This window comes from Pseudoxanthomonas sp. SGNA-20 (genome assembly GCF_003931635.1).
Lineage (GTDB): Bacteria > Pseudomonadota > Gammaproteobacteria > Xanthomonadales > Xanthomonadaceae > Pseudoxanthomonas.
This window is the reverse complement of sequence record NZ_RRYK01000003.1, coordinates 352,733-372,537: the sequence shown is the minus strand read 5'-3', so window position 1 is coordinate 372,537 and position 19,805 is coordinate 352,733. Positions and strand designations below refer to the sequence as shown.

The 19,805-nt window shown below is 72.2% G+C and carries 13 protein-coding genes; 3 read left to right on the top strand and 10 right to left on the bottom strand.

Annotated elements, in window-relative coordinates; genetic code table 11:
- Positions 1-328, top strand: a 328-nt coding sequence (locus EIM48_RS15565) for a hypothetical protein (RefSeq protein ID WP_233581658.1), incomplete at its 5' end; no start/stop codon positions are given.
- Between the two features lie 276 nt (positions 329-604).
- Here the strand turns inward: EIM48_RS15565 and EIM48_RS08720 are convergent.
- The 3 genes from EIM48_RS08720 to EIM48_RS08710 all read right to left on the bottom strand — a co-directional run bounded on the left by EIM48_RS08720 (position 605) and on the right by EIM48_RS08710 (position 4,569).
- A complete protein-coding gene (locus EIM48_RS08720; protein ID WP_125077256.1) occupies positions 605-1,897 on the bottom strand; it encodes an adenylosuccinate synthase in 1,293 nt (430 codons plus the stop codon).
- Positions 1,898-2,149: 252 nt separating this feature from the next.
- Positions 2,150-3,883: an amidohydrolase gene (locus EIM48_RS08715; RefSeq protein ID WP_125111470.1), complete on the bottom strand. Its 1,734-nt coding sequence runs from the start codon at positions 3,881-3,883 to the stop codon at positions 2,150-2,152.
- Positions 3,884-4,134: 251 nt separating this feature from the next.
- Positions 4,135-4,569: an OsmC family protein gene (locus EIM48_RS08710; RefSeq protein ID WP_125108745.1), complete on the bottom strand. Its 435-nt coding sequence runs from the start codon at positions 4,567-4,569 to the stop codon at positions 4,135-4,137.
- Positions 4,570-4,804: 235 nt separating this feature from the next.
- On the opposite strand from EIM48_RS08710, the gene fusA reads away from it, so the two are divergent.
- Complete coding sequence (gene fusA / locus EIM48_RS08705; RefSeq protein ID WP_125111469.1) at positions 4,805-6,871, top strand: elongation factor G; 2,067 nt, start codon at positions 4,805-4,807, stop codon at positions 6,869-6,871.
- Between the two features lie 101 nt (positions 6,872-6,972).
- Here fusA and EIM48_RS08700 read toward each other — a convergent pair whose 3' ends face one another.
- The 6 genes from EIM48_RS08700 to EIM48_RS08675 form a co-directional block, all read right to left on the bottom strand.
- Positions 6,973-7,983, bottom strand: coding sequence for a DMT family transporter (locus tag EIM48_RS08700; protein ID WP_125111468.1), 1,011 nt, complete (start codon positions 7,981-7,983; stop codon positions 6,973-6,975).
- Complete coding sequence (gene hutG / locus EIM48_RS08695) at positions 7,980-8,759, bottom strand: N-formylglutamate deformylase (RefSeq protein WP_028915575.1); 780 nt, start codon at positions 8,757-8,759, stop codon at positions 7,980-7,982. Before hutG ends, EIM48_RS08700 begins: the two co-directional genes overlap by 4 nt.
- Before the next feature lie 29 nt (positions 8,760-8,788).
- On the bottom strand, positions 8,789-10,174 hold the full coding sequence (gorA, locus tag EIM48_RS08690) for a glutathione-disulfide reductase (protein ID WP_019397779.1): 1,386 nt from the start codon (positions 10,172-10,174) through the stop codon (positions 8,789-8,791).
- A 10-nt stretch (positions 10,175-10,184) separates the two neighbouring features.
- Positions 10,185-11,438 carry an FAD-dependent oxidoreductase gene (locus tag EIM48_RS08685; RefSeq protein ID WP_019397778.1) on the bottom strand — a complete coding sequence of 418 codons (1,254 nt, stop codon included), beginning with the start codon at positions 11,436-11,438 and terminating at the stop codon, positions 10,185-10,187.
- Positions 11,439-11,498: 60 nt separating this feature from the next.
- Entirely contained in the window at positions 11,499-13,784 is a 2,286-nt protein-coding gene (locus EIM48_RS08680; RefSeq protein ID WP_125077261.1) for a patatin-like phospholipase family protein, read from the bottom strand.
- Positions 13,785-13,894: 110 nt separating this feature from the next.
- Positions 13,895-15,145: a DUF418 domain-containing protein gene (locus tag EIM48_RS08675; protein ID WP_026010338.1), complete on the bottom strand. Its 1,251-nt coding sequence runs from the start codon at positions 15,143-15,145 to the stop codon at positions 13,895-13,897.
- 155 nt (positions 15,146-15,300) lie between these two features.
- On the opposite strand from EIM48_RS08675, the gene dnaE reads away from it, so the two are divergent.
- Complete coding sequence (gene dnaE, locus EIM48_RS08670; RefSeq protein WP_125111467.1) at positions 15,301-18,876, top strand: DNA polymerase III subunit alpha; 3,576 nt, start codon at positions 15,301-15,303, stop codon at positions 18,874-18,876.
- Between the two features lie 3 nt (positions 18,877-18,879).
- Here the strand turns inward: dnaE and EIM48_RS08665 are convergent, their stop codons facing one another.
- The gene (locus EIM48_RS08665; RefSeq protein WP_013535876.1) at positions 18,880-19,788 is read right to left on the bottom strand and encodes a LysR family transcriptional regulator; all 909 of its coding nucleotides are present in this window, start codon (positions 19,786-19,788) and stop codon (positions 18,880-18,882) included.
- Positions 19,789-19,805: the final 17 nt, after the last annotated feature.

Below are 19,805 nucleotides of genomic sequence, written 5' to 3'. Positions count from 1 at the left end.
AAGCTTACGTAATGGCCAGGCGCCCGGCGGCATCCGCACAAGCAATCTTGCCCTTGTCCTTTCCGCAAACTCAAGCGACTGGATACTCACGACCAGTTGTTTTCTTCGGGGACTTGGCGGCAATTCCTGCCTAGGACGTAGCAAGAAGAATGCAGCGAACGTGTGGGAGCACTTTGGGCTGCAGAACCACGAGCGGGGCACTGCTCTCGAGGCCACACTCATTGAGTTTGAAGGTCAGCGTGCACATCGGTTCAAGAGCTACATGGATAATGCTGCCTTCGAGCGATTTCTGGAAACGACACTAGGGCCTATTGCGTCGACTAATTAGCAACCATTGGGCCGCATGACGCCTAGATGCGGCCCAGTCTTACTCGGGTTACAGAGCCCCCTCCGGGCGAAAAGTTTTGGCGCCTCCCTAGTGCGCGATGCCGCCCGTCCGCCCCCCCCCGGCGAGAGGGGTATACAAAAAGCCCCGCTTGCGCGGGGCTTCCTCACGTCACCTGGTCCCGGCGTGATCAGACATTCGTCTAACGGCCGCCGGGACGACGCCGCGGAGGTCCCGGATGCGGCTTCGCCTTATCCGGGCTACGCGCGGGACGAGGGCTCAGGCGAACGGATCCTGCAGGATCATGGTGTGTTCGCGGTCCGGGCCGGTGGAGACGATGCTGATCGGGCAGCCGGCCAGTTCCTCCAGCGCGCGCAGGTAGGCGCGGGCGGCGGGCGGCAGGTCGTCCCAGTTGGTGATGCCGTGGGTGTTCTCGCTCCAGCCCGGGAACTCCAGGTAGACCGGGGTGATCTCCTCCCAGCCCTGGGCGTCCAGCGGGGCGTACTCGGTGCGCTTGCCGCGGTACTCGTAGGCGATGCACACCTTCAGCTTCTCCATGCCGTCGAGCACGTCGAGCTTGGTGATGCACAGGCCGGTGATGCCGTTGATGGCCACCGCGCGCTTGAGGGCGACGATGTCCATCCAGCCGCAGCGGCGCGGGCGGCCGGTGGAGGCGCCGTACTCGGCGCCGCGGTCGCGGATGCCCTGGCCGATCTCGTCGTCCAGCTCGGTCGGGAACGGGCCGCCGCCGACGCGGGTGGCGTAGGCCTTGGCGATGCCCAGCACGTAGTCGATGTCCTGCGCGCCCACGCCGGTGCCGGCCAGGGCACCGCCGATGGTGGTGTTAGAGCTGGTGACGTACGGGTAGGTGCCGTGGTCGATGTCCAGCAGCGCGCCCTGGGCGCCCTCGAACAGCACGCGCTTGCCCTGCTTGCGCAGGTCGTGGCAGATGCCGGCCACGTCGGACTTCATCGATTCGACGTACTCGCCGAACTCCAGCGCTTCCTTGTAGGTGGCCTCGAAGTCCACCGGCTCCACGCCCAGGTACTGGGTGAGGACGAAGTTGTGGTAGTCCAGCGCGCTCTTGAGCTTCTCGGCCAGCTGGTCGGGATAGTGCAGGTCGGCGATGCGGATGCCGCGGCGGGCGACCTTGTCCTCGTACGCCGGGCCGATGCCGCGGCCGGTGGTGCCGATGGCCTTGCCGCCGGCGGCCTTCTCGCGCGCCTGGTCCAGGGCGATGTGGTACGGCATGATCAGCGGCGCGGCCGGGCTGATCTTCAGGCGGCTGCGCACCTCCACGCCGGAGGCTTCCAGCTCCTCGATCTCCTTGCGCAGCGCGGCCGGGGAGATCACCACGCCGTTGCCGATCAGGCACAGCGCGTCGTCGCGCAGGATGCCGGACGGGATCAGGTGCAGGACGGTCTTCTTGCCGTTGATGACCAGGGTATGGCCGGCGTTGTGGCCGCCCTGGAAGCGCACGACGGCGCCGATCTCCTCGGTAAGCAGGTCGACGATCTTGCCCTTGCCCTCATCGCCCCACTGGGCACCGAGGACGACGACTGACTGGCCCATGGCCGCAACTCCTTTATCTGGCGGCCATCGGGGCCGCGGGATGGAACCGTGCCGGGGCACCGCCTGGCCGTTCCCCTGCGGGGACGGAACGCCATCGGGGCGTTGCGGACATGCGGCGGTCCAGACACGGAAAAAGCCGGTCGGAGGCATCCACTTGGGAAGCGTGCCCGACCGGCTTTTGCGGATTATCCGGGTTTTGCACCGGCGGGGCCACCGGGAAGGTGAACGGCGCCCTGCCCGCCCCGCCGGGCCTCACTCGGCGGTGAAGACCGGCTGGCCGTCGACCCAGGTGGCCCGGACCTGCAGCGCATCCAGCTCGGCGCCGGGAATGGCCAGCGGATCGCGGTCCAGGACCACGAAGTCGGCGCGCAGGCCCGGGGCCAGGCGGCCGACCCTGGACTCGTCGTGGCCGGCGCGGGCGGCATCCACGGTGAAGCCGCGCAGGGCCTCCAGCGCGCCCAGGCGCTGGCCGGGCAGCCAGCCGCCGGGCGGCTGGCCGTCGCGGTCCTGGCGGGTGACCGCCGCCAGCAGGCCCAGGCGCGGGTCGACCTGTTCCACCGGGAAGTCCGAGCCCAGGGCCAGCGGCACGCCCAGGTCCAGGAAGCGGCGCCAGGCATAGGCGCCGGCCAGGCGTTTCTCGCCCAGGCGGGCGCCGGCCCAGCCCATGTCCGAGGTGGCGTGGGTGGGCTGCATCGAGGCCACCAGGCGCAGCGCGGCAAAGCGCGGGAAGTCCTCCGGCGCCACCACCTGGGCGTGTTCGACCCGCCAGCGGTGGTCGGCGCGGGCGCCCAGCCCGGCAAGGGCCTGCTGGTAGGTGTCCAGCACGATGCGGTTGCCGCGGTCGCCGATGGCGTGGGTGGCCACCTGCAGGCCGCAGTCGCGGGCGCGGATCACCGCCGCGCCGTAGGCGGCCGGGTCGGTGACCAGCAGGCCGCGGTTGCCGGGGGCATCGCTGTAGTCCTGCAGCAGGGCGGCGCCGCGGCTGCCGAGGGCGCCGTCGACGAACAGCTTCACGCCCTTCATCTGCAGGCGGCCGCCAGGGTGCTGGTAGGCGCCGTGTTCGCACAGGTCGGCCAGCGCCTCGCGGTCGCCGTCGGCATAGGCGCTGATGCGCAGCGGCAGGCGGCCCTCGTCGGCGAAGCGGCGCATCAGCGCCAGGTCGGCGCGCGACACGCCCATGTCATGCACGCCGGTCAGGCCGTTGGCCACGGCCAGGGCCAGGGCCTGCTCCAGGGCGCGGGCGCGCCAGGCCTCGTCCGGCGGCGGCATGGCGCGCTCGACCAGGCGCATGGCCCCGTCCACGAACACGCCGGTGGCACGGCCGTGCCCGCGCTCGATGCGGCCGCCCTCGGGCTGCCAGTCGCCGTCGAAGCGGCGCGCGCCTTCGAGCGCCTCGGCCGCGCGCATGGCGGCGGTGTTGGCCCAGGCGGCATGGCCGTCGATGCGCGACAGCCACACCGGGCGATCCGGGAAGGCGGCGTCGAGGTCGGCGGCGGTGGGGAAACGCGCGCCGGGCCACAGGTTCTGGTCCCAGCCCCAGCCGACGATCCAGGCGTCTTCCGGCGCAGTGGCGGCATGGGCCTGCAGGCGCTGCACCACTTCCCCCACGCTGCGCGCGCCGGACAGGTCGGCGCGCAGCAGGGCGTAGCCCAGCTCCATCAGATGGGCGTGGGCGTCGATCAGGCCGGGGATGACGGTGGCGTCGCCGGCATCGATATGCCGCGCCTGCGGATAGCGGTGGCGCAGCTCGGCAGCCTCGCCGGTGGCGAGGATGCGTCCGTCCTTGTCCCAGGCGATGGCGGTGGCCTGCGGATGGGCGGCGTCGAGGGTGTGGATGCGGCGCGCGGTTAGCACCGCTTCGGCGGTGGTGCCGGCATAGAACGGCGGCACGGGTTGCGGTGCGGGAGACTGCGGGGAGGCCAGCGCCATGGCACTGGCGAAGGCGGCAAGCAGCAGCGGGAGGGCGCGGGTCACGCGTCGGTGCATGGCGTCGTCCTGCGGATGGGGATGCCGGGGACTATGCCGGGGGTGGGTGGCGGGGGCAAACGCGGCAATCCGGTGAGCTTGCTTCCGTCGCGACCGCCGCCGTGCGCCGGAACCGCGCCCCCGGCCCTTGTCCGAGGGGGAGTACGTGCGTGGCGGGGCCCCGGATGCGGCCTGTGGCCTCATCCGGCCTACGCAAGCGCCACGCTACGGTCGTTGCGACGGCAAGGCCCCGTCGCGCCGCCGGGGCGGATTCAGTCGACCAGCTCGGCTTCCAGGCTGATCGGCACCGCGGACAGGGCCTTGGAGACCGGGCAGTTCTGCTTGGCGTCGTCGGCGATGGCGCGGAACTGCTTTTCGTCGATGCCGGGAACCTTCGCTTTCAGCTTGAGCCGGATCTGCGACAGCGCCGGACCGCCTTCAAGCGACAGGTCGACCTCGGCGCGGGTGTCCAGCGCGGCCGGCGTGAACCCGGCTTCGCCCAGCTTGGCCGACAGGGCCATGGTGAAGCAGCCGGCGTGCGCGGCGGCGATCAGTTCCTCGGGATTGGTGCCCTTCTCCTCGCCGAAGCGGCTGTTGAAGCCGTAGCGGGTGCCGGCCAGCAGGCCGCTCTGCGGCGTGTCCAGGGTGCCCTTGCCGCTCTTGAGGTCGCCTTCCCAGTGCGCGGTGGCGTGGCGCGAGATGCCCATGGCGTTGTTCCTTTCGATCCGTGGAGGGAACGCGCAGCGTAGCGGCCGATCCGTTAGCGGGCCGTGCGCGGGCCGGCGTGCGTGCTTGTGCGACGCAACGTGCCCGCGCGCGCGCAAGGCGCGATGGTGTGGCTTCCGCCATGACCGCCCGCGGCACGAGCCCGGGCCGTCCTCCATGGATCGGCGCGTGCCAGACTGCCATGACGGCCTCCAATCCCCCCCAGGAGGACGGCACATGCCCTACACCACCCACGACATCCGCAACGTGGCCCTCGCAGGCCACCCCGGCGCCGGCAAAACAACCCTTTTCGAAGCCCTGCTGCATGCCGGCGGCGTCCTCGCTACGGCAGGCAGCGTCGAACGCGGCAACACCGTGTCCGACTCCGATCCACTGGAAAAGCAGCGCGGCCACTCGCTGGACATCGCCATCGCCAGCATCGACCTGGCCAACGGCGACGGCCGTGCCCACCTCAACTTCATCGACACGCCCGGCTATCCGGACTTCCGTGGTCCGGCGCTGTCGGCGCTCTCGGCGGTGGAGACCGCGCTGGTGGTGGTCGACGCGGACACCGGCGTGGAGCACGGCACCCTGCGGCTGATGGAGCGCGCGCGCGAGCGCGGCCTGTGCCGGGCGATCGTGGTCAACAAGATCGACCACGAGCACGCCGACTGCGGCCGGGTGCTGATGCAGCTGCGCGAGACCTTCGGCCCGGAAGTGCTGCCGCTGAACCTGCCGGCGGACTGGGGCCGGCGCGTGGTCGACTGCTTCGACGCCGGCGCCGGCGACTCCGACCTGGGGCCGGTATCCGAGTGGCACCAGCGCATCCTCGACCAGGTGGTGGAGGTCGACCCAGAGGCGATGGATCGCTACCTGGAGAACGGCGAGGCCGGGCTCACGCCGCAGGAGCTGCATGACGCCTTCGAGAAGTCGCTGCGCGAGGGCCACCTGATCCCGGTGTGCTTCGTGTCCGCGCGCAGCGGCGTGGGCGTGCGCGAGCTGCTGCAGCTGGTGGCGCGGCTGTTCCCCGATCCCACCGAGGCCAACCCGCCGCCGCTGGTGGCCGGCGATGGCGGCGGCCAGCGCCCGGTGCCGGTGCACCCGGACGCCGACGGCCACGTGATCGCCGACGTCTTCAAGGTGGTCAACGACCCTTTCGTGGGCAAGCTGGGCGTGTTCCGCGTCTACCAGGGCACGGTCAGGCGCGACACCCAGCTGTTCGTGGACGACGGGCGCAAGCCGTTCCGCGTGGGCCACCTGTTCGCGCTGCGCGGGCGCGAGCACGTGGAGATCGAGCAGGCCATCGCCGGCGACATCGCCGCGGTGGGCAAGATCGAGGAAGTGCATTTCGACGCGGTGCTGCACGACAGCCACGACGAGGACGGCGTGCACCTGGCGCCGGTGTCCTTCCCCAAGCCGATGTTCGGGCTGGCGGTGCAGGCCACCAGCCGCGGCCAGGAGCAGAAGCTGTCGCAGGCGCTGCGCAAGCTGGCCGAGGAAGACCCGGCCTTCGTGGTCGAGCACAACGTCGAGGTCAACGAGACGGTGATCCGCGGCCTGTCGGAGCTGCACCTGCGGGTGATGCTGGAGCGGCTGAAGGAGCGCTTCGGCCTGGAGGTGGTCACGCGCCCCCCGCGCATCGCCTATCGCGAGACCATCTCGATCGCGGCCGAAGGGCATTGCCGGCACAAGAAGCAGACCGGCGGCGCCGGGCAGTTCGCGGAGGTCTTCCTGCGGGTGGAGCCGCTGGAGCGCGGCGCCGGCTTCCAGTTCGTGGACGAGGTCAAGGGCGGCGTGATCCCGGGGCAATTCATCCCGGCGGTGGAGAAAGGCGTGCGCATGGCGTTGCAGGGCGGCGCGATCAGCGGCCATCCGGTGCAGGACGTGCGCGTGGTGGTGTACGACGGCCGCCACCATCCGGTGGACAGCAAGGAGATCGCCTTCGTCACCGCCGGGCGCAAGGCCTTCCTCGATGCGGTGGCCAAGGCCAGGCCGCTGGTCCTGGAGCCGGTGGTGGCGCTGGAGGTGTCGGTGCCCGAGGCGCAGGTGGGCGACGTCACCGGCGCGCTGGCCACCCGCCGCGCGCGCATCGTCGGCACCGACAGCGGCGACGGCCTGGGCGCGGAGAGCATCGTCCGCGCCCAGGTGCCGCAGGCCGAGCTGGAGGGGTTTGCCGCCGAGCTGAAGTCGCTCACCGCCGGCAAGGGCCGCTATGCGCTGGACTTCAGCCACTACGAGCCGGTGCCGCCCAACGTGCAGCAGAAGCTGGTGGAGGGGTGGAAGCCGAAGCCGGAGGAGGATTGAGGACCCGCATGCTTGCGTGGCCCGGACAAGGAAGGGGTGAACCGGGATGCGCTTCGCTTGCCCGGGCTACGCAAAGCCTTTGCAGGCCGGCGTGGGGAAGATCAGGCCGTGCGGCGTGCCACCGGAGCGCGGGAGACCAACAGCACGCCTCCCAGCACCAGCACCGTGCCGGCCACCTGCCAGGCGCCCATCGGCTCGTCCAGCAGCAGCAGGCTCAGCACGATGGTCGAGACCGGGCCGAGCATGCCGATCTGCGAGGCATGGCCGGAGCCGACCCGGGAGATCCCCAGCATCACCAGCAGCACCGGCGCCACCGTGCACAGCGTGCCGTTGGCCAGCGACAGCCAGTACACCTCGGCCGGCAGGGCCAGCGCCGACAATGGCCGCAGCAGCAGGAACTGGCCGATGCACAGCAGGCAGGCCACCGAGCTGCACAGCGCGGTCAGCCGCACCGCGCCGACCTTGCCCACCAGTTCGCCGCTGCCGGCCAGGTACAGCGCATAGGTCAGCGCGCTACCGAACACCAGCACGCCACCCAGCACGATGCCCTCGCCGCCGGCCACCAGGTCGTGGCCGAAGGCCAGGCCCACGCCGGCGTAGCTAACCGCCAGCGCGATCCACTGCAGCCGCCCCGGGCGGCGGCCGAACGCCAGCCAGCCGATCAGCAGGACCAGGGTCGGGGTGAGGTACAGGATCAGCCGCTCCAGGGTGGCGGTGATGTAGGCCAGTCCGGCGAAGTCCAGGAAGCTGGCCAGGTAATAGCCCAGCGCCCCCAGCACCAGGATCCTCAGGTAGTGGCCGCGGTGCAGCGTGGTCCGTGCGCTCCGGGTCGCCCATGCGCCCATCAGCAGGAAGAACGGGAACGCCACCAGCATGCGCAGCGCCAGCAGGGTGACCGCGTCGGCGCCATGGCGGTAGCCGAGCTTGACGATGATCGCCTTGCCCGAGAACAGGACGGCGCCCAGCGCGGCATACAGCAGGCCCCAGCGCTGCCGCGCGCGGGCCTTGCGTGCGTCGTCCCCGCCCGCGGTGGCGGCCGCAGGCCGGGCTGGCGCCGGTTCCTCCGCGCCCTCGCCGGCCGCAGCGGCCAGGGCCGGGCCGCGTCCGCTCATGCCAGCACCGCCTGCAGCAGCGCGCGCAGCACCTGTTGCAGCGCCTCGGCGCGCACAGGGTCGTAGGCGAAGCTGTCCTCGTCCATGTAGGTGCGCTGGGCCAGTTCCAGCTGCACCGCCTGCACGCCGGTCTCCGGAGCGGCGTAGTGGCGGGTGATGTAGCCGCCCTTGAAGCGGCCGTCGACCACGTGGCTGTACTGCGGATGTGCGGCCAGCACTTCTTCCAGGCGCTGGCGCAGGGCCGGGGAACAGCTGTGGCCTCCGGCGGTGCCGAGGTTGAGGTCCGGCAGCGCGCCTTCGAACAGGTACGGCAGGCGGCCGCGGATCGAATGCCCTTCCCACAGCACCACCCGGCCATGCTGGCCGCGGATGCGCTGCAGCTCGGCGTCGAGGTTGTCGTGGTACGGGCGCCAGTACGCCTCCAGCCGGCGGGCGATCTCGGCCTGGTCCGGCTCGGCGCCGGGCTGGTACACCGGTTCGCCGCTGAACTGCACCGTGGGGCACAGGCCGGTGGTGTTCTGGCCGGGATACAGCGAGGCGTCGTCCGGCGGGCGGTTGAGGTCGATCACGTAGCGCGAGTAGCGCGGGCGGATGATCGAGGCGCCCAGCTCGCGGGCAAAAGCGTACAGGCGCGAGACGTGCCAGTCGGTATCCGGCACGCGGCGGGCGCTGTCGGTCAGGCGCGCGGCGATGTCGGCGGGAAGTTCGCTGCCGTCGTGCGGCAGGCTGATCAGCAGCGGCGCGTCGCCCTGGTGCAGGTGGAAGATGTCGTCCATGCGCCGATTGTAGGCGCGTGCGCGCACCGTCAGAGCAGCACCAGCTCCTCGGCCGAGGTCGGGTGGATCGCCACCACCTGGTGCAGCCGGGCGCGGGTGACGCCCAGCTTCAGCGCCACCGCGAAGCCCTGCAGGATCTCGTCCACCGCCTCGCCCAGCAGGTGGATGCCCACCACCCGCTCCTCTTCGCCCACGCACACGAGCTTGAACAGGCTGCGCTGCGGCGAGTCGGCCAGCGCGGTCAGCATCGGCCGGAAGTTGCTGGCATGCACCCGCACCGCATCGCCGTAGCGCTCGCGCGCCTGTTCCTCGGTCAGGCCCACGGTGGCCAGCGGCGGATGCGAGAACACCACGGTGGGCACGTCGGCATAGTCCAGCTTCGCGTCGGCCTGGCCGCCGAACAGCCGCGCCATCAGCCGGCGCGCGGCGGCGATCGCCACCGGGGTCAGGGCCAGCCTGCCGGTGACGTCGCCCACGGCGTGCACGCCCTCCAGCGAGGTGTCCTGCCATTGGTCGACCACCACCTCGCCGTGCCCGCCCAGCTCCACCCCGGCTTCCTCCAGGCCGAGGCCGGCGGTATTGGGCCGGCGCCCGGTGGCGAACAGCACGCGGTCGAACACCTCCGCCACCACGCCCTGTTCCTGGCCCTTGTGCACCACGCGCACCCCGCCCCCGGTCGCGTGCAGCGCGCTGACCGGCGCCTCCAGGTGCAGGCGCACGCCGCGCGCCTGCATGTTGGCCTGCAGCGTGGCCACCACTTCCGCGTCCATGCCCGACAGCAGGCGCGGGCCGCGCGCGAACACCTCGACCCGGCTGCCCAGTGCCTGCAGCACCCCGGCCAGTTCCACCGCGATGTAGCCGCCGCCGACCAGGGCCACGTGCGCGGGTGGCTGCGACAGCTCGAAGAAATCGTCCGACACCCCGGCCAGTTCCGCGCCGGGGATGTCCGGGCGCAGCGGATGCGCGCCGGTGGCCAGCAGCACGCGCCCGGCACGCAGGCGCACGCCGGTGTCGGTGTCCACGGTGTGTGCGTCGCGCAGGCGGCCGCGGCAGGGCATCAACGCGATGCCGGCCGCGTCCAGGCGGCGGCGGTAGCTGGCGTGGATGCCGGCGATGTAGCGCTGGCGGTGGGCGATGAAGGCCGGCCAGTCCAGCGCCGGCGGCGACTGCGGCAGGTCGAAGCCGAGGTCGGCGGCCAGGGCCATGCGCTCGGCCAGCCCGGCCGCCAGCCACATCGCCTTCTTCGGCACGCAGCCGGCATTGACGCAGGTGCCGCCCAGTTCGCCCGGCTCCAGTAGCGCCACCCGCGCCCCGTGCGCGGCGGCGGCGAACGCGCCGGCCAGCCCGCCGGAGCCTCCACCGATCACCACCAGGTCGAACCCGGCCTGCGGGCGGTGGACGGCGGTCTGGCTCATGGCTCCTCCTCTACTGGAAGCGTTCGACCCGGTAGGGCGCGGGATCGATCGCGGGCGTGCGGCCGGTGACCAGGTCGGCCACCAGCTGGCCGCTGGCCGCGCTCATGCTGATGCCCAGCATGCCGTGCCCGGCCGCGATCCAGACGTGAGGATGGCCGGGAGCGCGGCCCAGCGCCGGCAGGTCGTCGTACGTCATCGGCCGCCAGCCGTACCACTTCTCCAGCGCTGCCCCGGCCGGCGGCGGCTGGCGCAGGTATTCGCGCGCGGCGCGTTCCAGCGCGCCCAGGCGCACCGGATTGAGGCTGGTGTCCTGGCCGGAGAACTCCATCGTGCTGCCCAGGCGGAAGCCGTCCGCCCAGGGGGTGACGAACACCTGGCGGTCCTTGAGCACCAGCGGGCGCCGTGGCGCGCCGGCCTGCGGGCCGTAGGTGATCGAGTAGCCCTTGCCGGGCTGGATCGGCAGGCGCACGCCCAGCGGGCGCAGCAGCCGCGGGGTCCAGGCCGCCATCGCCACCACCACCTCGCGGCCGCGGCGGCGGCTGCCGTCCTCCAGCTCGACGCTGGCGCCGCTGGCATCGGGCAGCAGCGCGCGCACCGGCGCCTGCTCCTCGATCAGCCCGCCGCGCTCGCGGATCGCGCGCGCCAGGCCGGCGGTGTAGCGGTCCGGGCGCAGGTGGGCGTCGTCGGGGAACCGGATCGCGCCGACCACGCCTTCGCGCAGCGATGGCTCCTGGCGCAGGTAGTCCGGCCCGTCGACCACTTCGGTGGCGATGCCCATATCCGCCAGCGGCCCGCATTCGGCCACGTAGGCCTCGAAGTTGCGCCGGTCGCGGAACACGTAGTCCAGGCCGGAGGCGGTGAACTGGCAATCCAGGCCGTAGCGCTCGATCCACTGCGCCAGGCGCGCGCGCGAGTCGCGCAGGATCGCGGCGCGGCCACGCGCGCTTTGCATCCAGTCGCGCTGGTTGCAGCGGCGGGCGAAGTGCAGCAGCCAGCGCCACAGCTCCGGGTCCAGGCGCGGCTTGAGGTACAGCGGGGCATCGGGGCTGAGCATCCAGCGCAGCGCGCGCCAGGGCACGCCGGGCGCGGCCAGCGGCGGCGCATGGCTGGGGGTGACGGTGCCGCAGTTGCCGTGCGAAGTGGCGCCGCCGACGCGGCCCGCCTCCAGGACCCGCACCCCGCGACCGGCCTCCAGCAGCGACAGCGCGGTGGCCAGGCCGATGGCTCCGCCACCGAGGATGAGGACGTCGTCGGGGTTGTTCACCCGCGCAAGTCTACGCCGGCGCGCCGCGCCTGCGGCGCGTCGTTGCCGCCGCAACCGCCGCTAGAACGGCTTGCCGATCTCCAGGAACAGCACCGCCTCGCCGCCCTCGCGGCGGCCGTAGCCGAACAGCATCGGCCCCATCGCCGAGTCGAAGCCCAGGTACAGGCTGCCGTTCCAGATGCCGTCGCCCAGGCGCATGTCGCCGCGGCGTTCCCAGGCGTTGCCGTACTCCAGCGTGGCCCCGGCCACCGCCGAGCGGCGGAAGAACGAGGCCAGCTGGTAGCTGTAGCCGGCCATCAGCACCGCATAGTGTTCGCCGGCCAGCTCGTTGTAGTGGAAGCCGGCCAGGCGCCCGCGTCCGCCCAGGCGGTGGCGCAGGTGCAGCGGCAGTTCGCCGGACAGGGTGGCGTGGTACGCCAGCGAACCCTGCACCGCGTGGCGGCCGAACGGCATCGCCGCCAGCACGTCCAGCCCGGCCTCCTGGAAGCGGGCGTCGCCGCCCAGCCAGCCGGCGCTGCGGCGGTAGGTCAGGCGCGACCAGTGGCCCTCGCGCGGGAAGTAGAGGCTGTCCAGGCGGTCCACCGCCAGCTGCGCGTACCAGCTGCCGGCATCCACGTCCACGTCCGGCAGCGCCGGGTCGCCCACTTCCACCTGCGCCTCGCCGACGCTGCGCTCCACGCCCACCTCGGCGGCGCCGTAGCGGCCGAAGGTGCGGCCCAGGCTCAGCAGGGCGCTGGCGACCTTGGCCTCGTAGCTGGCCAGGCGGTTGCCGCGCTCGAACACCGGCACCGTGGTCCGGCGCGCGCCGGCGCGGCCGTACAGGTACCAGCGCGCCTGCGGGTCGAACGGGTGGTAGTACTCGCCCTGCAGTTCCGGGTCGCTGCCCACCCCCACCAGGGCGCGCGCCTCGGCGCCGTAGGCGGTGGCCGGCGAGCGCAGCACGGCCAGGCGCAGGCTGGTCTCGTTGGTGCCGCTGAAGTCGGTGACGGTGCGGAAGCCGGCCTGCAGGTAGTTCGGGCCCTGCGGCTTCTCCCGCGCGCGCACCACCACCCCGGTGAGGCCGTCGGCATTGCGCTCGACCTCGTAGGTGACGCTGGCGAAGGTGCCCTCGTTGTAGGCGCGCAGGGTCGCGCGCTCGAGGTGGTCGGCGTCCAGCGCCTGGCCGGTGGGGATGTCGAGGATCGCCGCCAGCACCTGGTCGTCGTAGCGGCTGCCGTTCTCCAGGCGCACGTAGTCGATCCGCGCCGGTGCCTCGGCCTCCGGCACTGCCGGCGGCGCGGCCTGCCAGCGCGGCAGCGCGGCCAGCTGCGCGGCCGCCGCCTCGGCGGCCTCGCGGCCGATGCGCAGGGCCTCGGCGGCCTTGGCGAAGTCGCCGGTGGCCACGTCCTCGCCCAGCCCGGGCACCACCAGCACGTCGCCCTCGCGCAGGCGCGAGGTCGAGTCGCGGGTATTGCCCACGGTCAGCATGCCGGTCAGCTGGGAGACCACCTGCAGCACGCTGGCATCGCTGTCCAGCTCCATCAGCGGGGTGCCCACGTCCACCGCCACCACCACGTCGGCACCCATGCGCCGCACGGTGTCGATCGGCACCTGCTCGGCGATGCCGCCGTCGATCAGCACACGGCCATCGATCCGCACCGGCTGGAAGATGCCCGGCAGCGACATCGAGGCGCGCATGGCCTGGGCCAGGCTGCCGGCGCCCAGTTCCACCGGCTGCCCGGTGTTGAGGTCGGTGGCCACCGCGCGGAACGGGATCGGCAGCCGGTTGAAGTCGCGCACCGCGGCCACGTGCAGGGTCTTGCGCTGGAACAGGGAGAGGATGCGCTCGCCCTGCAGCACCCCCGGCGCCAGCCGCACCCCGCGCGCGCCCACGCCCAGGCCCAGGGTGGCCAGGCCTTCGCGGTCGTCCTGCTTGCGCCGGTAGCTGCGCTCGCGGCGCGGGATGGAGTCGTCGAACAGCTGCTTCCAGTCCGCTTCAAGGACCAGCTGTTCCATCTCCTCCAGCGGCACCCCGGCCGCGTACAGGCCGCCGACCAGCGAGCCCATGCTGGTGCCGGCGATGCAGTCCACCGGCACGCCCAGTTCCTCCAGCTTGCGCAGCACGCCCAGGTGGGCCACGCCGCGCGCGCCGCCGCCGCCCAGGGCCAGGCCCACGCGCGGGCGCGAGGTGTCGCCATCGCGCTGCGGGCAGGAGGTGCCGGGCGCGGCGACCGGCGCCGCGGGGTCGGGCGTGCCGGCGGCGGCGGTGGCCGCCAGTGCCATGCATGCGGCCAGCAGCCAGCGTGCGGCCGCGCCGCGTTGGACGATCCTGCCCTTGCGCCGGCCCGCGGCCGCGACCTTGTCCATGACCCGCTCCTGGTGAGTGGCGCGAGGTTAGCGGCAGGCGCGTGCGCGCGGAAGCAATGCCGCCGCGTCCCGGCCCCGGGCCGGGACGACGGCGGAGGACGGGACGGTCGTCAGGCGTGGCCGGCCGCGGGCTGCGCGCGCAGGCGCATCGGCTGCGCGCGCAGGTAGGTGGCCGAGCGCCACAGCCACTCCATCGGTCCGAAGCGGAAGCGCGCCAGCCAGACGTGGCTGAGGAGCACCTGCAGCACGAACAGCACCAGCGCGAACACCGCCTGCCAGGCGCGGGGCATCTGCCCGAAGTAGCCCAGGCCGTAGTTGTAGAACACCAGGGTGCAGACCACCGACTGCAGCAGGTAGTTGGTCAGCGCCATGCGCCCGGCCGGGGCCAGCCAGCGCGCGAGGCCGGCGCCGGCGCGGCTGCGGAACAGGGCCACCAGCCAGCCCACGTAGCCCATGCACATCAGTCCGCCAGCCAGCAGGCCCAGGGCCTGGGCCAGGCCGATGCGCGCGTTGAACTGGCCGAAGCTCGCCCCGGGGGTGATCGCCATCGACCCCGCCATGACCGCCACGCCCAGCGGCATCAGCCCCCAACGCAGCAGGGCGAACAGCCGCGGGAAGCGCTCCGGGGCGGCCAGCGCGCCGCTGCGCGCGAGCGCCGCGCCGACCAGGAACATGCCCAGCACCAGCCCACCGATGATGGGCAGGCCGGACAGGTTGACCGCCACCTCCGTGGCGCGCACCGCCACCGCCTCGCCCCAGCTGCCGTGGGCGTAGACCTCGCTGGCGCGGGCGACCAGCTCCACCATCGGCGCCATCTGCTTGTCGATGGCGGCCTGCATGGCCGGGCCGGAGACGGCCAGGGCCAGCGCATACAGCAGCACCATGCCCGGGCCGGCCAGGAACAGCAGCACGCCCGGCAGCGCCAGCCACAGCGGCGGGGCGTTGCGCACCAGCAGCAGCGGCATGCCCAGCAGGGCGTAGGCCAGCAGGATGTCGCCGGACCAGACCAGCACGCCGTGGGCCAGGCCGATGCACAGCAGCACCCCCATGCGCCGCAGGTACATGCCGGCGAACCCACGCCCGGCCTCCTCGGCGCGCTGCGACATGACCATGAAGCCCATGCCGAACAGCAGCGAGAACAGGGTGAAGAACTTGCCCTGCACGAAGAAATAGACCAGCGCGTCCACCACCCGGTCGGCGCCGGCCAGGCTCGGGTCCAGGCCGCTGCCGGATGCCAGCACCGGGCCGTTGAAACCCTCCATGTTCATCAGCAGGATGCCCAGCAGCGCGGTGCCACGCAGTGCATCGAGGGTCGGGTTGCGCTCGCCGGGTGCGAGTGGACGCAGGTCGGTTGCGGTCACGCGGGACTCCATTCCATGGATCGGAGGCGGCGATGATCGCCGATCCCGCCCGTCCGGTCTGCCCCCCGCCGGGGCCCGCCGCACCTGCGGTCCGCGCCGCGGGCCCGGCGTCAAGCCTTGTTGCCCCCCCTGCCCACCGGTACCCTGACCGCCGCATGTCCGGCTTCGTCCACCTCCACGTCCACACCGAGTACTCGCTTGCGGACTCGATCATCCGCGTGCCCGAGAAACCGGACCAGGCGGACCCGGCCAAGGCCAAGCGGGCGAACCTGCTGAGCCGCGCGGTGGAACTGGGGCTGCCCGCCCTGGCCGTCACCGACCTCAACAACCTGTTCGCCCTGATCAAGTTCTACAAGGCCTGCGAGGCGGTCGGGATCAAGCCGGTGGCCGGCGCCGACCTGATGGTGGCCAGTGCCCCCGGCGAGGCGCCGTGGCGGCTGACCGCGCTGGTGCGCGACCACGGCGGCTACCTCAACCTGTCCAAGCTGCTCACCAGGGCCTGGATGGAAGGCCACCGCCCCGAGGGCGGCGTTGCCGTGCGCCCGGAATGGGTGCGCGAGTGCGGCAGCGGCCTGATCCTGCTGGCCGGGCGCGAGAGCCTGGCCGGCCGCCTGGCGCTGGAGAACCGCCACGACCTGGCCCAGCAGCAGCTGGCCGACTGGCAGCGCGACTTCGACGGCAACCTGTGCCTGGAGCTGACCCGGACGCGGCGTGACGGCGAGGAAGCGTTCAACAGCTTCGCCCTGCACGCGGCGGCCGAGCGCGGCATCCCGGTGGTGGCGTCCAACGACGTGCGCTTCCTCGACCGCGCCGGCTTCGACGCGCACGAGGCGCGCGTGTGCATTGCTTCGGGCCGGGTGCTGGACGATCCCAAGCGCCCGCGCGAGTACAGCCCCGAGCAGTACCTGAAGTCGCCGGAGGAGATGGCGGCGCTGTTCGCCGACATCCCCGACGCGATCAGCAACACCGTGGAGCTGGCGCGGCGCTGCAACCTCGAACTGACCCTGGGCAAGTACGCGCTGCCGGCCTACCCGGTGCCGGACGACGAGACCCTGGACAGCTGGATCCGCAAGCAGGCCTACGAAGGCCTGGAGGAGCGTCTGGCGAAGAACCCGCTGGCGCCGGGCAAGACCCGCGAGGACTACTTCAAGCGGCTGGACTTCGAGCTGGACACCATCATCAAGATGGGGTTCCCCGGCTACTTCCTGATCGTTGCCGACTTCATCCAGTGGGGCAAGAACCAGGGCATCCCGATCGGCCCGGGGCGTGGTTCGGGCGCCGGCTCGCTGGTGGCCTGGGCGCTGAAGATCACCGACCTCGATCCGCTGCCCTACAACCTGCTGTTCGAGCGCTTCCTCAACCCGGAACGCGTGTCGATGCCCGACTTCGACATCGACTTCTGCATGGACCGGCGCGACGAGGTGATCGACTACGTCGCCCGCAAGTACGGGCGCGAGCGGGTCAGCCAGATCATCACCTACGGCACCATGGCGGCCAAGGCCGTGGTGCGCGACGCCGGCCGCGTGCTGGGCTTCCCGTACGGCTTCGTCGACGGCGTGGCCAAGCTGATCCCCAACATCCTGGGCATCTCCCTCAAGGACGCGATGGGCGAAGGCAAGGACGAGGAAATGGCCTCGCCCGAGCTGATCCAGCGCTACCAGTCCGAGGAGGAAGTGCGCGACCTGATCGACCTGGCGCGCCAGCTGGAGGACCTGACCCGCAACGCCGGCAAGCACGCCGGCGGCGTGGTGATCGCGCCAGCCCCGCTGTACACCTTCTGCCCGCTGTTCGCCGAACACGACCACGACGGCCTGGGCAAGAACCCGGTCACCCAGTTCGACAAGAACGACGTGGAGGAAGTGGGCCTGGTGAAGTTCGACTTCCTGGGCCTGCGCACGCTGACGATCATCGACTGGGCGGTGAAGGCCATCAACCGCCGCCACGAGCGCGCCGGCATCCCGCCGCTGGACATCGCCGCGCTGCCGCTGGACGACGAGGCCACCTACAAGGACATCTTCGCCAGCGGCAACACCGGCGCGGTGTTCCAGTTCGAATCCTCGGGCATGCGCCGCCTGCTGAAGGACGCGCGCCCGGACCGCTTCGAGGACCTGATCGCGCTGGTGTCGCTGTACCGCCCGGGCCCGATGGACCTGATCCCGGACTTCAACGCGCGCAAGCACGGCCAGCAGGAGATCGTCTACCCCGACCCGCGCACCGAGGCCATCCTCAAGGACACCTACGGCATCATGGTGTACCAGGAGCAGGTCATGCAGATGGCGCAGATCGTCGGCGGCTACTCGCTCGGCGGCGCCGACCTGCTGCGCCGCGCGATGGGCAAGAAGATCCCGGCGGAGATGGCCAAGCACCGCGAGATGTTCCGCGAGGGTGCGGCCAAGGGCGGCGTCGACGAGAAGAAGGCCGACGAGATCTTCGACCTGATGGAGAAGTTCGCCGGCTATGGCTTCAACAAGTCGCACGCCGCCGCGTACGCGCTGGTCTCCTACCAGACCGCCTGGCTCAAGCGGCACTACCCGGCCGAGTTCATGGCCGCGACCATGTCCTCGGACATGGACAACACCGACAAGGTGGTCGGCTTCCTGGCCGAGGCGCGCAACCTCGGCCTGACCATCCTGCCGCCGACGGTCAACGACTCGCCGTACATGTTCGAGGCGGTGAGCGCCGACACCATCCGCTACGGCCTGGGCGCGATCAAGGGCGTGGGCCGCGGCCTGTGCGAGGCGATCGTGGCCGAGCGCGAGGCGGGCGGCGAGTACCGCGACCTGCTCGACTTCTGCCGCCGGGTGGACTCGACCAAGCTCAACCGCCGCGCGCTGGAGGCGATGATCAACGCCGGCGCGCTGGACGCACTGGGCCGCAACCGCGCCACCCTGATGCTGCAGCTGCCGGAAGTGCTCAAGGCCACCGACCAGATGGCCAGGGAAGCCGCCGCCGGCCAGACCTCGCTGTTCGGCATGCCCTCGGCCGACGCCGGCCCGGCGCTGCAGCTGGACCTGCCCGAATGCGCCGAGTGGCCGCTGCGGCAGAAGCTGGACGGCGAACGCGAGACCCTCGGCCACTACCTCAGCGGCCACCCGTTCGACCCCTACCGCGAGGACGTGCGCGCCCTGGTCGGCAACGACCTGGGCGACCTGGACAAGCTGTGGGCCGCCGGCACCAGCGGCGCCAACGAGAAGCGCAGCTGGCGCCCGGAGGTGCAGGTGGTGGTGGCCGGCATGGTCGTGGGCCTGCGCCGCAAGGGCGACAGCCAGGTGTTCGTGCAGCTGGAGGACGGCCGCGGCCGGCTGGAGTGCGGCGTGTTCGCCGAGGCCGCCGCGGAGATGGCCAGCCTGCTGGTGCGCGACCGCGTGCTGGTCGTGCAGGGCGGCCTGCGCGAGGACGAGTTCAACGGCGGCTGGAGCCTGCGCCTGAAGCAGGCCTGGGACTTCGAGCAGCTGTGCGCCAACCACGCCCAGCGCCTGGCCCTGCGCCTGGACCTGCGCGACCCGCGCGCCTGGAACCGGGTCGACGAGGTGCTGGCCCGCCACCGCCCCGGCCCCACCCCGCTGCGCCTGCACGTGCAGGTCGGCGGCAAGGGCCAGGGCGCCACCGGCGTGCTCGACCTCAACGGTGGCAACTCGGTGCGGGTGGCGCCGCCGCTGCTGGACGCGCTGCGCGGCCTGCCGGTGGTGCGCGCGGTCAAGGTCGCCATCGGCCGGCCCTGGGTCAACTGAGCCTCAGCCGGCGTCGTACGGCGCCATCAGTTCCACCATCCAGTCGATGAAGGCACGCAGGCGCGCCCCGACCTGCGGTCGCGGACGCCAGGCCAACGACAGCGGCATCGGCGCCAGCCGCCAGTCCGCGAACAGCTCCACCAGCTCGCCGCGCGCCACATGCGCGTCGGCCATGTAGCGCGGCATCCAGGCCACGCCCAGCCCGGCCAGGACCGCGGCCTGGTAGGCATTCCCGTCGTCCACGGCCAGCCGCGGCCGGGCGCGCACCTGCACCTGCTCGGTGCCGCGGCGCAGGACCGGCTGCAGCGGGCGGCCGCTGCTGGCCCACAGGAAGCCCACGCTACGGTGCGCGGCGCCTTCCAGCTCGCCCGGATGCGCCGGGGTGCCATGCCTTTCCAGATAGGCCGGAGCGGCGTACACGCCCAGCGCCAGCCGCGCCAGGCGGCGTGCCACCAGCGAGCCGTCGGCCAGCTCGCCACCACGGACCACGCAGTCGACATTGGCGCCCATCAGGTCCACCACGCGGTCGCTGGCACCCAGCACCAGCTCTATCTCCGGATGGCGCGCGTGGAACGCCGGCAGCGCCGGCACCACCACCAGCCGCGCCAGCGGGCTCGGCATGTCCACCCGCAGGCGTCCGCGGGCGGCGGCGGCCTGGCCCGGCAGTCCGGTCTCGGCGTCGTCCAGGTCGGCGAGCAGGCGCAGCGCGCGCTCGAGGAAGGCGCTGCCGTCGGCGGTCAGGGTCACCCGCCGGGTGGTGCGGTCCAGCAGCCGCACCCGCAGCCGTGCCTCCAGCTGCTGCACCAGCTGGGTCACGGTGGCCCGGGCCAGGCCCAGGTCGGTCGCCGCGCGGGTGAAGCTGCCGGTTTCGGCAACCCGGACGAAGGCCTGCATCGCGTCGAAACGGTCCATGGGCCCGTCAGGTGGCG

What these genes read in the sequence shown, in the direction of transcription:
- EIM48_RS08720 (WP_125077256.1), bottom strand. Translation starts at nt 1,897, where the DNA reads ATGGGCCAGTCAGTCGTCGTCCTCGGTGCCCAGTGGGGCGATGAGGGC.
- EIM48_RS08715 (WP_125111470.1), bottom strand. Translation starts at nt 3,883, where the DNA reads ATGCACCGACGCGTGACCCGCGCCCTCCCGCTGCTGCTTGCCGCCTTC.
- EIM48_RS08710 (WP_125108745.1), bottom strand. Translation starts at nt 4,569, where the DNA reads ATGGGCATCTCGCGCCACGCCACCGCGCACTGGGAAGGCGACCTCAAG.
- fusA (WP_125111469.1), top strand. Translation starts at nt 4,805, where the DNA reads ATGCCCTACACCACCCACGACATCCGCAACGTGGCCCTCGCAGGCCAC.
- EIM48_RS08700 (WP_125111468.1), bottom strand. Translation starts at nt 7,983, where the DNA reads ATGAGCGGACGCGGCCCGGCCCTGGCCGCTGCGGCCGGCGAGGGCGCG.
- hutG (WP_028915575.1), bottom strand. Translation starts at nt 8,759, where the DNA reads ATGGACGACATCTTCCACCTGCACCAGGGCGACGCGCCGCTGCTGATC.
- gorA (WP_019397779.1), bottom strand. Translation starts at nt 10,174, where the DNA reads ATGAGCCAGACCGCCGTCCACCGCCCGCAGGCCGGGTTCGACCTGGTG.
- EIM48_RS08680 (WP_125077261.1), bottom strand. Translation starts at nt 13,784, where the DNA reads ATGGACAAGGTCGCGGCCGCGGGCCGGCGCAAGGGCAGGATCGTCCAA.
- dnaE (WP_125111467.1), top strand. Translation starts at nt 15,301, where the DNA reads ATGTCCGGCTTCGTCCACCTCCACGTCCACACCGAGTACTCGCTTGCG.
- EIM48_RS08665 (WP_013535876.1), bottom strand. Translation starts at nt 19,788, where the DNA reads ATGGACCGTTTCGACGCGATGCAGGCCTTCGTCCGGGTTGCCGAAACC.